Annotated in this window: 11 protein-coding genes; 3 read left to right on the top strand and 8 right to left on the bottom strand. The window is 71.9% G+C overall.

The window, feature by feature from the left end:
* Positions 1 to 101 precede the first annotated feature (101 nt).
* Together DI005_RS11520 and cysC are read right to left on the bottom strand one after the other, a co-directional pair.
* On the bottom strand, positions 102 to 1,682 hold the full coding sequence (locus DI005_RS11520) for an alkaline phosphatase (protein WP_113642106.1): 1,581 nt from the start codon (positions 1,680 to 1,682) through the stop codon (positions 102 to 104).
* A gap of 175 nt (positions 1,683 to 1,857) precedes the next feature.
* Positions 1,858 to 2,463 carry an adenylyl-sulfate kinase gene (gene cysC, locus DI005_RS11515; RefSeq protein ID WP_112269516.1) on the bottom strand — a complete coding sequence of 202 codons (606 nt, stop codon included), beginning with the start codon at positions 2,461 to 2,463 and terminating at the stop codon, positions 1,858 to 1,860.
* A gap of 153 nt (positions 2,464 to 2,616) precedes the next feature.
* Between cysC and DI005_RS11510 the strand changes: the two genes are divergently transcribed.
* Entirely contained in the window at positions 2,617 to 3,789 is a 1,173-nt protein-coding gene (locus DI005_RS11510) for a hypothetical protein (protein WP_113642105.1), read from the top strand.
* Positions 3,790 to 3,844: 55 nt separating this feature from the next.
* The gene (locus tag DI005_RS11505) at positions 3,845 to 4,771 is read left to right on the top strand and encodes a glycoside hydrolase family 43 protein (RefSeq protein WP_112269520.1); all 927 of its coding nucleotides are present in this window, start codon (positions 3,845 to 3,847) and stop codon (positions 4,769 to 4,771) included.
* Here DI005_RS11505 and DI005_RS11500 read toward each other — a convergent pair.
* From DI005_RS11500 to DI005_RS11485, 4 genes are all read right to left on the bottom strand, one after another.
* A complete protein-coding gene (locus DI005_RS11500) occupies positions 4,768 to 5,769 on the bottom strand; it encodes a hemolysin family protein (protein ID WP_113642104.1) in 1,002 nt (333 codons plus the stop codon). The genes DI005_RS11505 and DI005_RS11500 overlap by 4 nt on opposite strands.
* Complete coding sequence (locus tag DI005_RS11495) at positions 5,766 to 7,136, bottom strand: hemolysin family protein (RefSeq protein ID WP_112270601.1); 1,371 nt, start codon at positions 7,134 to 7,136, stop codon at positions 5,766 to 5,768. Before DI005_RS11495 ends, DI005_RS11500 begins: the two co-directional genes overlap by 4 nt.
* Before the next feature lie 264 nt (positions 7,137 to 7,400).
* Entirely contained in the window at positions 7,401 to 8,417 is a 1,017-nt protein-coding gene (locus DI005_RS11490; RefSeq protein WP_113642103.1) for an acyl-CoA desaturase, read from the bottom strand.
* Between the two features lie 71 nt (positions 8,418 to 8,488).
* The gene (locus DI005_RS11485) at positions 8,489 to 9,076 is read right to left on the bottom strand and encodes a TetR/AcrR family transcriptional regulator (RefSeq protein WP_113642102.1); all 588 of its coding nucleotides are present in this window, start codon (positions 9,074 to 9,076) and stop codon (positions 8,489 to 8,491) included.
* A gap of 96 nt (positions 9,077 to 9,172) precedes the next feature.
* Here DI005_RS11485 and DI005_RS11480 point away from each other — a divergent pair, with 96 nt between their 5' ends.
* Positions 9,173 to 10,075: an SDR family NAD(P)-dependent oxidoreductase gene (locus tag DI005_RS11480; RefSeq protein WP_113642101.1), complete on the top strand. Its 903-nt coding sequence runs from the start codon at positions 9,173 to 9,175 to the stop codon at positions 10,073 to 10,075.
* A gap of 110 nt (positions 10,076 to 10,185) precedes the next feature.
* On the opposite strand, the gene DI005_RS11475 is transcribed toward DI005_RS11480, so the two are convergent.
* The gene (locus DI005_RS11475) at positions 10,186 to 12,471 is read right to left on the bottom strand and encodes a molybdopterin-dependent oxidoreductase (protein ID WP_113642100.1); all 2,286 of its coding nucleotides are present in this window, start codon (positions 12,469 to 12,471) and stop codon (positions 10,186 to 10,188) included.
* On the bottom strand, positions 12,468 to 12,614 hold the full coding sequence (locus tag DI005_RS38175) for a hypothetical protein (RefSeq protein WP_158559805.1): 147 nt from the start codon (positions 12,612 to 12,614) through the stop codon (positions 12,468 to 12,470). Before DI005_RS38175 ends, DI005_RS11475 begins: the two co-directional genes overlap by 4 nt.
* Positions 12,615 to 12,660: the final 46 nt, after the last annotated feature.

The raw sequence follows: 12,660 nt of genomic DNA, 5'->3' as shown, positions 1-12,660 counted from the left end.
AGAGGTTGCGTGCGAGGGATGCCCGCCACGGGGACTCCGGGTTACCGGAAACCGAACGCGGCGGGTCGCCTCTCTTCACCCGACCGGACGACCACGCCGGGTCACGCACGGTGCGCGCCCGGCCTGCCCTCCTCGACCACGAACGACGCGAACGTCGACTCGCCGGCGTCGCGGCGGCCGACCGTGTCGACCATCTGCAGGTCTGCCCGGAACTCCTTGCGGTCGACCCGGCACCGGACGTAACCGCGCCGGTCGCCGTCGAAGAACCGGATGTGCGGGTTGTACTTGATCATCGGCCCGTAGTAGGGCCCATAGACCTCGCCGTCGCCGTTGGAGGAGATGGACGTGCCGACGAACTCGGTCGCGATCACGGGGGAGTCGGGGCGGTCGAAGTCGCCGTGGATGTCGTTGACGAAGCTGGAGTGCCAGTCGCCGGTGACGACCACCGGATTGCGCACGCCGTGGCGCGTCCAGGCGTCGGTGAGGCGCTTGCGGGCGGCGGGGAAGCCGTCCCACGCGTCGTGCCACAGCCTGCTGCCCGAGGGCCCGTCGTGATCGAGCCGCGCCATCATCACGTTGCTGCCGAGGAGGTTCCACGTCGCCGACGACGCGGCGAACCCGTCGTAGAGCCACCTCTCCTGCTGGAAGCCGAGCATCGTCACGTCGGGCGCGTATGCGGCCGCGCACGCGTCCGCCTCGCCCCAGCCGCACGGCGGCACGCTGCGGTGCTGCCTGCCGTCGACCACGTCGAGCTGCGCGAGCCTGCCCCAGCGGAGCCTTCGCTGGATGCGGGGCCCGCCGAGCGCGTCGTGCCGCGAGGGCGCGCGCACGGGTTGGTGCTCGTACCACGCCTGGTACGCGGCCGCCCGCAACGCGCTGATGTCGCCCGCCTGTTCCTGCTCGGTACCCGCGTAGTCGTTCTTGACCTCGTGGTCGTCCCACGTCACCAGCCACGGGAACCGCGCGTGCGCGAGCCGCAGGTCGGGGTCGCTCTTGTAGAGGGCGTATTGCATCCGCCAGCGTTCGAGGTCCAGCGGCGCGGAGCGCAGCACGTCGGGCGTGTCCTGCCCGCGGTAGCCGCCGTCGGCGGGGATGCCGCCCTCGTAGACGTAGTCTCCGAGGTGCAGCACCAGGTCGAGGTCCTCCCGCGCCAGGTGCCGGTAGGACGGATAGTAGCCGCTGGCCCAGTCCTGGCAGGACGCGAACGCGAACGCCAGCGCGCCCACCGGCGCTCCGGAACGCGGTGCCGTCCTGGTGCGGCCGACGGGGGAGACGTCGCCGCGATAGCGGAACCGGTAGAACCACTCGCGGTCCGAGGCGAGCCCCTCGACCTCCACGTGCACCGAGTGCGCCAGCTCCGGCAGCGCCCACGCCGAGCCGACGGCGACGACGTGACGAAAGCGCTCGTCGCGCGAGACCTGCCACTCCACGGGCACCCTGCGGGGTTGCATGCCGCCGCCGGGCACGAACGGTTCTGGCACCAGCCGCGTCCACAGCACCACGCCCGTTGCGGTGGGATCACCGCTGGCGACACCCAGCTGGAACGGGTAGTTGCCGCCACCAGGCCTGGTCGTGGCTGCGGCGCGGCCGACGGGCGACCCGGCCAGCGCGGCGGCACCGGCGACGGCGGAGACTCCGGCGAGGAACCGCCGGCGGCCGAGTTCGGTCGAGGCTTCGCTCATCCGCCCTGTCTAACCGGTCCCGGTGGCTCCGAGGCCACGCCCAGGTGAACCGCGGATGGGGGCCAGGCGTCGCGACCCCGGCCGACTCGCTGCTGCCCGCGATGCAGTGAAGGCCACCATGCCTGCGTTCAACGCAGTGAAGGTGGCCTTCACTGCATCGGGGCGAGCGCGCCCGCTACCGGCCGGAGGACTCCCGCGCGCTCAGCACCGGCCGCTCCAGGTACTCCAGCAGGCCGCGCTCGAGCAGCAGGTCCACGATGCGGCCCGCCGCCGTCTCGGCGTCCAGCTCGCTCGTGTCCACCCGCAGGTCGGGCGCCTCGGGCTGCTCGTAGACGTCGTCCACGCCGGTCAGCCCCGTGATCTCACCCGAGGCGACCTTCGCGTAGAGCCCCTTCGGGTCGCGGCGCGCGCACTCCCGCAGCGGCGTGCTCACGTACACCTCCAGGAACGCCGACCCGCGCTCCTCGTGGCGCTGCCGCACCGCCTGCCGCGTCTCGGCGTACGGGGCGATCACCGGCACCAGCGTGAGCACCCGGTGCCGCGACAGCAACTCGGCGATGAACCCGACACGCCGGCCCTGCGCGTCCCGGTCCGGCCGGGAGAACCCGAGGTCACTGGAGATGGTCTTGCGGATCTCGTCGCCGTCGAGGACCTCGACCTCGGCATCGTCTCCGACCAGGGACGCCACCGTCCGGGCGAGGGTCGACTTGCCCGCGCCCGACAGGCCGGTCAGCCATACCGTCACACCGCGGTTGAGCCGCAGGGCGGGGCCCGGTGACATACAAGGTCCTCCTCGGTATCGCCCGGCCACGGGCCGGTCCTCGCTCATGGTCGCCCATCATGCCGCCCAGCACGTCGTTCGTATCGTGCTGAGAGAAATAATCAGGAAGGTGCCAGGAAACCATCCCGCCCGACCCACTAACATCCCGGGGCCATGACCTCCCCCACCCAGCGGGTGTACCTGCACATCGGCTTGCCGAAGACGGGCACCACGTCCCTGCAGGAACTGCTCTGGCACCACCGCGAGGCGATCGCCGAGGACGGGGTCCTCTACCCGGGGCACGACGAGGCCGCCCACCACCGCGCCGCCATGGACGTGCACCAGGGCCGGTACGGGCAGTGGAAGGAGCCCGGCACGGCCGGCTCGTGGGACTGGATCGTCGAGCAGGCCCGCGCCTGGCGGGGCACGTCGGTGATCTCCACGGAGCTGCTGGCTCCCGCGAGCCCCGCCGAAGCCGCCGTCGCGCTGGCCGACCTCGACTTCGCCGAGGTGCACCTGCTGTGCACCGCCCGTGACCTCGCCCGGCAGATTCCGTCGGTGTGGCAGGAGAACGTCAAGACCCGGCAGCGGACGTCGTTCGCCGACTTCCTCGCCGCGCTGCGCGAGCCGGAGCTGAACGACACCTCCCGCCTGTTCTGGGACTACCAGGACCTGCCAAGGGTCCTGCGCACGTGGGGAGCGGGCCTGCCGCCCGAGCGGGTCCACGTGGTCACCGTGCCGCCGCGCGGGGCAGCGAGCGGCGTGCTGTGGGAGCGGTTCGCGTCCGTGCTCGGGCTCGATCCGGCCAGGTTCCCCAGCGACGTGCCGCTCTACAACAACTTCTCCCTCGGCATGACCGAGACCGAGTTGCTGCGCCGCGTCAACACCGCGCTCGGTGACGAGATGCCGTGGCTGCGCTACGCGGACGTGGTCAAGGACGACTTCGCCGCGAAGGTCCTGTCGCAGCTCAGCGGTTCCACTCACATCCCGCTGCCCGCCAGGGATCACAGCTGGGTCGCCGAGGCCGCACAGAGGTTCCACGACGAGCTGGCCGCCGCCGGGTACGACGTCGTCGGCGATCTCGGTGACCTGCTGCCGTCGGCACCGGCGGGCAAGGCCGCCGACGCCGACGCGGCGGCGCCGACGGACGCCGAGCTCCTCGCCACCGCCGTCGACGCGCTCGTGGCCCTGCTGCGGCGGGATCCCCCGCGGGCTCCCGCGCCGCCCCCGCCGCCGACGGGCGTCGGCCGGTTCCGGCAGACGCTGCTGCACCTGACCGAGCAGTACCCGCAGGCGATGCACGCCCGGCGGCTCTACTGGCGGGCCAAGGCTCAGCTGCGCCGCTGACACTTCGACCGTTTCGGGTGGTTGAGACGCGGGAACGGCGGGGTAGCCGGGCGCCGTGAGATCACGACTGAGTGCACTGACGACGGCCGGATCCCTGCTGCTCTCCCTGTTCGGCCTGCCCGCGTTCACCGCGCGCGTGGCCCCGCCCGAACCGTTGATTCCGCGCAACTTCCCCGATCCCGACGTCAGCGTTTTCGGCGGCACCTACTACGGCTACGCCACGGGCGGAGAGCGGGAACGGGTTCCGTACGCCGTCGCCCGCGACGACGGCGGTGACTGGACCACCCGCGGCGACGCCCTGCCACAGAAGCCGGCATGGATGGCGCCCGGCGTGGGTGCGTGGGCGCCGGACGTGTTCCAGCGCCCGCAAGGCGACTACCTCATGTACTTCACGGGCGCCCGCAGCGGCGACAACACCATGTGCCTCGGCGCCGCCGTGGCAGGCGCCCCCGACGGACCGTTCACGCCGGTCGGAGACCACCCGCTGGTCTGCGAGCCGCGGCTCGGCGGCAACATCGACCCGGCGAGCTTCGTCGACGCCGACGGCAGCCGGTACCTGCTCTACAAGACCAACGCGCACCCGTCGACGATCTGGCTGCAGCCGGTGGCCGCCGACGGGCTCACGTTCACCGGGCCCCGCGTGGAGCTCCTGCGCGTGGACCGTCCCGACGAGGGCCGGGTCGTGGAAGCGCCGGTGCTGATCAAGCGGGAGACGCAGTACGTGCTGTTCTACTCCGCCAACCACTTCCAGAGCCCGGCCTACCAGACGCGCTACGCGACATCGCCGTCGCTGACCGGGCCCTACACCAAGGCGAGGGAGCCGTTGCTCGACAGCCGGTCGACCGGCCTCGAGTCGCCGGGCGGGGCCGACGTGACCGGCGAACACCTCTACTTCCACGCCTGGCGGGACGGCGGCAGGGAGGTCCGTGCGATGTACCGCACGGACCTCCTCTGGACCGCCGACACGCCCTACGTGCCCTAGGTGTAGAGCAGCTCGTCGAGCAGGTCCTGCATCGTGACCAGCCCGACGACGGCGTCGCCTTCCTTGACGAGCGCGAGGTGATCGCGCCGGTCCCGCATCGTCGTCAGCGCCGTGTGCACCGGCGTGTCGGCGGGCAGGGCCTGCGCGGGCCGCATGAGGCCGGCCGCCGTGGCGCCCTCCGGCTGCGCGAGGGTGTCGCGGACGTGCACGACACCGAGCGTGCCCTCGCCGTGGACGACCAGGCGCAGGTGCCCGCTCGTGCGCGACGCCTCCTGGATCTCGGCGACGGTCGCGGTGGGCGGCACGGCGGCGACGTCCTCCCTCGGGGCCATGACGTCACGCACCCGGCGGGACCGCAGGTCGAGCGCGGTCGCCAGCTGCTCGTGCCGCGACCGGTCCAGCGCGCCCGCCTCGGCCGAGTGGTCCACCAGTTGGCGGAGGTCGTCGGGCGTACGTCCCGTGCTGACCTCGTCGACCGCCTCCACGCCCACGCGGTGCAGGCACCAGTTGGCGACGCCGTTGAGGGCCAACAGCAGCGGCCGGGTGAACCACATGAACACCCGCATCGGAATCGCCAGCATGGTCGCCGAACGCTCCGGATGCGCGATGGCCCACGATTTCGGCGCCATCTCGCCCACCACGAGGTGCAGGAACGTGACCACCACGAGCGACAGCACGAACGCCACCACGTCCGCCGTCGCCGTGGGTACGCCCCAGCCCTGCATGACCGGAGTGAGCATGTGGTGCACGGCGGGCTTCGCGACCGCACCCAGCGCGAGCGTGCACAGCGTGATGCCCAGCTGCGAGCCCGCCAGCAGCAGCGAGAGCTCCCTGGCACTGGCCAGTGCGGCCCGCGCCGAGGCGCTGGACTCCGCCGCGTCCTCCAGCCGGTAACGCCGGGCGGCGACGAGCGCGAACTCGACCGCGACGAAGAACGCGCTCAGCGCGATGATCGCGGCGGCGATCGCCATGGCGAGCCATGGACTCAGGTCGCTCACCGGTCCACCTCCTCGGAGGTCCGGCCGCGTTCCTCGATCCGGAGCCGCACGCTCGCGGGAACGTGCCGGTCCACGTCGCCGACGGTGATGTTCAGGAGCCGCCGCGGCTCGTCGTCGGCGGCGCCGGGGCGGCGCGGGAGTGCGACCGTGACGCTGTCGCCCGGCCCCGGCAGTGTGCCGAGCTCGGTGATCACCAGGCCGCCGATCGTCTCGTAGTCGCCCTCCGGGAGGTCGTGCCCGAGCAGGCGTTCGACCTCGTCGATGTGCACGCTGCCCGCGAGCAGCCAGCCGCCGTCGTCCAGCCGGGTCGCCACGTCGCCCGCCGGATCGTGTTCGTCGGCGATCTCCCCGACGAGTTCCTCGGCGACGTCCTCCACGGTGATCACGCCGGCCAGGCCGCCGTACTCGTCGACGACACAGGCGAGCTGCTCACCGGCCTCGCGCAGCTGCGCGAGCACCTGTCGCAGCGGCAGCGACGAGGGCACCATCACCGCGTCGCGCGCGATGTCGGTGACCCGGCGGGTGTCGCGGTCGGCCGGCGAGAGCGAAAGGACGTCGCGCAGGCAGACGATGCCCCGCACGTCGTCGACGCCGTCGCCGAGCACCGGGTAGCGGGAGTGTCCCGATGCCATGAGCGTCACCACGTCGGAGACCGTCGCCGTGCCCGGCACCGTCGCGACGCGAGGACGCGGGATCATCGCGTGCTCGGCCGTGCGCTCGTGGAGGTCGAGCACGCGGTCGAGCAAAGTGGACAGCTCGGCGGGCAGGTCACCGCTGCGCCGGGACTCGTCGACGATGCGCTCGAGGTCGTGTGGCGTCGCGGCGTGCTCGACGTCGTGCACCGGTTCGATGCGCACCGCCTTGAGCAGCAGGTTCGAGGCGTGGTCGAACAGCTTGATCAGCCAGCCGAACGCCGCGAGGTAGACGTTGGTCGACCACGCGAGCCAGCGTGAGACGGGCTCCGGCCGCGCGATCGCCAGGTTCTTCGGGAACAGCTCCCCGAAGACCATCTGCACCACGGTGGAGAACAGCAGGGCGAACGCGATACCGATCGCCACGCCTGCCGACTTGGAGAGGCCGGCGCCGCCGAGCAGCTCGCCGACACCGGTGCCGATCAGCGGCTCGGCGACGTAACCGACGAGCAGACCGGTGACGGTGATGCCCAGCTGGGCACCGGAGAGCATGAACGACGTGCGCCTGGTGATGGTCAGGGCGCGTGCGGCGCCGGTGTCACCGTCTGCGGCGCGGGCCTTGAGGCGGGAACGGTCCACGGCCATGTAGGCGAACTCCTGCGCGACGAAGTAGCCCGTCGCGGCTGTGAGCAGGAGAACCACGAGCATGCCGAGGAGAATGTCGACAATGATCATCGCGTCGGCACCAGCTCATCGAGCTCGGCGGCGACGCGGACGGTACTTCGGGAGGGGTCCATTGTCCTCTCGTTAGGGTCAGCCGGAATTGTCCGCTATCCATAGCACGACCGGACCCGTTGCGAAAGTTCCAACACACCGCCGCGTGTGACGCAGATCAACTCGCGGCGAGTCGTGCACTCCCGGCGGCGAGTTGTGCGTTCCCGCGCCGACCGGCGAACCGGAACGCGCGACTCGCGAGCGGGAACGCACGACTCGCGGGCGTCAGCGCAGTGGGGCGCCGACGTGGTGGAGGTGACGCAGTGCCTCTCGGTACGAGCTGAGCAGCCCGGTCTCGTGGTAGGGCACCCCGATCTCGGCGCAGTAGTCGCGCACGATGGGCTGCGCGCGGCGCAGGTGCGGCGAGGGCATGTTCGGGAACAGGTGGTGCTCGATCTGGTAGTTGAGCCCGCCCAGCGCGACGTCGATGAAGCGGCTACCCCGCACGTTGCGCGAGGTGAGCACCTGCCGGCGCAGGAAGTCGGGCCGCTCGTCGCCGCTGAGCGTCGGCATGCCCTTGTGGTTCGGCGCGAAGATCGATCCCATGTAGAGGCCCCAGAGTCCCTGGTGGACGGCGATGAACACGAGCGCCTTGCCGGGGGAGAGCACGAGGAACACGGCCGCCAGGTACGCCACGACGTGGGTGGTCAGCAGCAGGGCCTCCAGGCCGCGCCGCTTGAGCCCTGGGGAGAGCACCGCGCGGAACCCGGACACGTGCAGGTTCAGGCCCTCCAGTGTGAGCAACGGGAAGAACAGCGCCGCCTGCCTGCGTCCGATGAACCGCGCCAGGCCCGAGCTGTGCCGCGCCTGCCGCTGCGACCACACGAGGATGTCGGGTGCGACGTCGGGGTCAAGCTCCTCGTGGTTCGGGTTCGCGTGGTGACGGGTGTGCTTGTCCATCCACCAGCCGTAGCTGAGGCCGATGCCGAGGTTGCCCACCAGCAGGCCGAGCGCCTCCGTCGGCTTGCGGCGCCGGAACACCTGACGGTGAGCGAGGTCATGTGCCAGCAGCGCGATCTGTCCGAAGAGGACGGCCAGGAACGCCGCCACCGCCAGCTGCCACCACGAGTCGCCGAGCAGGAAGAAGGCCAGCAAGGCCGCCGCGGACAGCACGCCCACGATGGCGAACCTGGCGACGTAGTAGGCGGGACGCCGCCGGAGCAGCCCGGCTTCGGAGATCCGCCGGGACAGCTGGGAGTAATCGCTGCCGCGAACGGGCGGCGCGAGGTCGTCGATAGTCATCTACTCGAGTCTGGACGCGGCGCGCCCACGCGGTAAGCCCGCCGACACCCGCATGCGTGCGGGGGTTTGCCCTACCGCCGACCGGGTTTCGGCAGCCCGTCGACCACGCGGTCGACGACCCGGCGGAGGAACGCGTCGGACACCGCCTCGCCCGTGACCAGCACGCGGAAGTACGGCGGTCCGAGCACGGCCTCGATCACCTCCCGCGGATCGGTCCCGGCGATCTCGCCGCGCGCGACGGCCCGTTCGACCACCGTGCCGTCGACGCCGAGCCGTTCCGACCAGAAGGCGGTGCCGGCGCGTGCGACCGCGGGGTCGTGCGGTGCGAGCGCCACCGCGGCACGGACCAGCGCTCCCACCTCGGGAGTGCGCAGGTTCGCGATGGCGGCGCGGGCCAGGTCGAACAGGTCGGCGCGCAGCGAGCCGTGATCGGGGATGGGCACGTGCGTCTGGGCCCGCTCGCGGATCGCGTCGAGGAGCAGCGTCTCGCGGGTGCCCCAGCGGCGGTACACGGTGGTCTTGTGCACGCCCGCCCTGCGGGCGACGCCGTCGAGGGTCAGCCCGTGGTAGCCGGCGTCGACGAGCTCGGCCAACGCGGCACCCAGCACGGCGGCCCTGACCTTCGCGCTGCGCCCGCCCGGGCGTGGTGCTCCCGCCATGACCGCGAAGCTTAACGCAACACTTCGTTGCACCAGGACCCGGACTTCCGGTAGAGCTAAAAGCGACACCAAGTTGCTTTTAGCGAGGAGATCGACATGGCGCACGAACACAGCAGGCGCGCGGTTCTGGGCGGGGCCGCGGGCGTGGGAGCGGTCGCGGGGCTGACGGCGCTGGCACCGTCGGCGGCGGCCCAGCCGAGTCCTGCCCGCCCGTTCGAGGGCAAGATCGTGCAGATCACCGGCGCCACGTCGGGAATCGGGGAGGCAACCGCGAGAGCCTTCGCGGCAGCCGGCGCGAAGGTCGCCTTCTGCGGCAGACGCAGGCAGCTCGGCCGCGAGGTGGAGCGCACGATCCGCGAGGCCGGCGGCGAGGCGACCTACCTGCACGCCGACGTCCGCGACCCCAGGTCCGTCCAGCGGTTCGTCGACGGCGCGGTACGGCGCTACGGCGGGCTCGACATCGCCTTCGCCAACGCGGGCGTCCAGTACGCGGCACGGCTGCACGAGACGACGCTCGAGCAGTGGGACGACCTGATGGCCACCAACGCCCGCGGCGTCTTCCTGGCGATGAAGTACCAGATTCCACACCTGATCGACGCGGGAGGCGGGCAGATCATCGTCAACTCGTCGGTCGGCGCCGTCGTTGGCCGCCCCGAGCTCTCGCTCTACCAGGCGAGCAAGCAGGCGATCCAGGCGCTCGTGCGGTCGGCGGCGCTCGAGTACGGCGAGCAGGGCATCCGCGTCAACGCGATCCTGCCCGGCATCACCGACACCCCCATGATCCGCCCGCCGGAACTCGACGACCCGACGTGGGAGCAGGCGAAGGCCGCGCTCGGACAGCTCAACGTCGACGGGCTCAAGACCGTTGCCTCCGCCGACCAGATCGCGCAGGCCGTGCTGGCGATGGCGGCGCCCGGGTTCGGCTACCTCACCGGCGTCTCGCTCCCCGTCGACGGCGGCGTCGCGGCGGGACGGCGGATGCTCTTGCCGGAGCGTTGAGCCAGGCCGTGTCCGACGATCCTCTGCCGTGCGAGCGGGGAGCAGCGTGGTGCCTCAGGCGGCGGAAGGCCATCGCGGGCGGAGGAGTACTCGAGCCTGCGGCCAGCGGGTCAACCGGCGATCGGCGGCGGCAACAGCGTGCGCACGGGCGGCGGAGTGCCGTCGTAGCGCTCCACCTGGACCCGGGCGTGCTGGCCGGCGCAGCCCTGTGCCAGCCGCGACGTGGGCACGTCCTCGGTGAGCACGTTCGGGTTTCCGTGCACGCACAGCGAGCCGCCGGGCTGAGCGGGGTCGTCGAACGGATCGAACCACGCGCCCGTGGCGAGCACCGCGACCCCGCGTCGCAGGGCACCGGTGAGCCGCGCACCGGCCAGGCACGCACCCCGGCCGTTGAACACCCGTACGACGTCGCCGTCCGCGATGCCGCGCTCCGCGGCGTCGTCGGGATGCAGCTCGATCGGCTCCCGGCCCCGCACCTTGGCCGCCTGGCTCGTCGCGCCGACGTCGCCCTGCCCGTGCAGCCGGGTGCTGGGCTGGTTGGCGATCAGCCACAATGGATGTTCCACATCGGACTCCGGCTCCAGCCACACGGGATGTCCGGGGCAGTCCGCGTAACCGAAGGCGGCCACTGTGGACGAGAACAGCTCGATGCGGCCGCTCGGCGTGTGCAACGGTCGCCGCCGGGGATCCGCGCGGAAGGCAGCGAAGGGCGTCGGCTGCTCGCCCGCGCTTGGCAGCCGCCACTCACCCTCGGCCCAGAACCGGTCGAACGGCGGCGCGTCGTGCCCACGCTCGGCGAGCCGGCCGCGCCACTCGTCGTAGAGGTGGACGAGCCACTCGCGGGCGGTCCTGCCCTCGGTGAACCGCTCGCCCTCACCGAGTCGTTCCGCGATCCCGGCGAGGATCGTGTAGTCGTCACGCGCCTCACCGACCGGGTTCAGCACCCGGTGCATGGCGATCAGGTGGGTGTCGCGGCGGCCGGAGCCCAGGTCCTCTCGCTCGAGTGGTGTGGTGGCAGGCAGGACGATGTCGGCGTGGCGGGCCGTGGCCGTCCAATGCGGCTCGTGCACCACGATCGTGTCCGGCCTGGCGAACGCGCGCCGAAGCCGGTTGAGGTCCTGGTGGTGGTGGAACGGGTTGCCACCGGCCCAGTAGACGAGCCGGATGTCGGGATAGCGGTACGTGCCGCCGTTGTAGTCGTAGCCGTCGCCTGGCCGCAGCAGCATGTCCGCGATGCGGGCGACCGGGATGAACGTCCGCACGGGGTTGTGGCCCTGGGGCAGCGTCGGCAACGGCAGCAGCGGGCCGTCGTCGCCGATGTCGCCGATCGAACCGTAGCCGTGCCCGAACCCGCCGCCGGGAAGGCCGATCTGGCCCAGCATGGCCGCGAGCAGCAGCCCCGCCCACACCGGTTGCTCACCGTGCCGCGTGCGCTGCAGCGACCACGACACCGTGACGAGCGTGCGGCCCTCTGCCATCCGCCTGGCGAGCGCGCGGATGTCCTGCGAAGCGATGCCGCACCGCGCCGCCGCCCACTCGGCGTCTTTCACGGTGCCGTCGGCGCCGAGGAGGTAGTCGGCGACCGTGTCGAACCCGGTGCAGTAGCGGTCGAGGAACGCGGTGTCGTGCCGGTTCTCGGTGAGCAGCGTGTGCGCCAGGCCGAGCATGAGCGCGACGTCGGACGCGGGCGCGATCGGGTACCAGCGGGCCCGCGGTGTTTTCGGCACGTCGTCGGCGAGCGGGCTGACCACGGCCAGCTCCACTCCGGACTCGCCGATCGTGCTCAGCGCCGTAGCCGTGGGGTGCTCGGTGTTGCCGCCCGGCGTCACCGAGACGTTCTTGAGCGGCAGTCCGCCGAAGGCCACGACCAGATCCGTGTGAGCCGCGATCGTGCCCCACGTGTCCGCGCGGTACAGCAGCGTGCCCGCGTCGCCGACGAGGTGGGGCAGCAGTACCGCCGAGGTGCCGTGGCTGTAGGTGTTGCGCGAGGCCGTGTAGCCGCCGAGGACGTTGAGCAGGCGGTGCAGCTGGCTCTGCGTGTGGTGGAAGCGGCCCGCGCTGCCCCAGCCGTAGGAACCGCCGAAGATCGCCTCGTTGCCGTGGGCGCGGCGCACCCGGTCCAGCTCGGCGGCCACGAGATCAGCGGCCGCGTCCCAGGACACCTCGACGAACTCCTCCGCACCCCGGTGCTCGGTGGGTCCCGGCCCGTGCTCGAGCCAGCCGCGGCGGATCGACGGCCTGCGCACCCGCGTGGCGTGCCGGACGCTGTCCGCGACGTTGCCCAGTAACGCGGAAGGCCGGCGGTCCAGCGGATGCGGGGCGACCTCCAGCTCGCCGGTCTCGGTGGTCCGCGCGCGGAACGCTCCCCAGTGTGACGTGGTGGGCGACCAGCTCATGCCGTGTCCGAGAAGGTCCGGTCGGCGGCGTAGGCGAGTGCCTGCGCGGCGTGCCCAGGGTCGGCGAGGTAGCAGCCCGTCATGGTGTCGTCGCGCAGCCGTTCCAGCGAGTGCCGCGCCGCCGTGCCGGTGGTGCCCGCCATGCGATCACGATAACGGACGTGCTGTCGCGGCCGGCTTTCGCCGAGA

The organism is Prauserella sp. PE36 (assembly GCF_003311655.1).
GTDB classification, from domain to species: Bacteria; Actinomycetota; Actinomycetes; order Mycobacteriales; family Pseudonocardiaceae; genus Prauserella_A; species Prauserella_A endophytica.
Note: the sequence above shows the minus strand (reverse complement) of the source record. Positions and strands in the feature narration are given on the sequence as shown.

Coding starts and splice junctions, on each gene's coding strand:
- DI005_RS11520 (WP_113642106.1), bottom strand. CDS start 1,682: ATGAGCGAAGCCTCGACCGAACTCGGCCGCCGGCGGTTCCTCGCCGGA.
- cysC (WP_112269516.1), bottom strand. CDS start 2,463: ATGTCACCGGGCCCCGCCCTGCGGCTCAACCGCGGTGTGACGGTATGG.
- DI005_RS11510 (WP_113642105.1), top strand. CDS start 2,617: ATGACCTCCCCCACCCAGCGGGTGTACCTGCACATCGGCTTGCCGAAG.
- DI005_RS11495 (WP_112270601.1), bottom strand. CDS start 7,136: ATGATCATTGTCGACATTCTCCTCGGCATGCTCGTGGTTCTCCTGCTC.
- DI005_RS11490 (WP_113642103.1), bottom strand. CDS start 8,417: ATGACTATCGACGACCTCGCGCCGCCCGTTCGCGGCAGCGATTACTCC.
- DI005_RS11485 (WP_113642102.1), bottom strand. CDS start 9,076: ATGGCGGGAGCACCACGCCCGGGCGGGCGCAGCGCGAAGGTCAGGGCC.
- DI005_RS11480 (WP_113642101.1), top strand. CDS start 9,173: ATGGCGCACGAACACAGCAGGCGCGCGGTTCTGGGCGGGGCCGCGGGC.
- DI005_RS11475 (WP_113642100.1), bottom strand. CDS start 12,471: ATGAGCTGGTCGCCCACCACGTCACACTGGGGAGCGTTCCGCGCGCGG.
- DI005_RS38175 (WP_158559805.1), bottom strand. CDS start 12,614: ATGGCGGGCACCACCGGCACGGCGGCGCGGCACTCGCTGGAACGGCTG.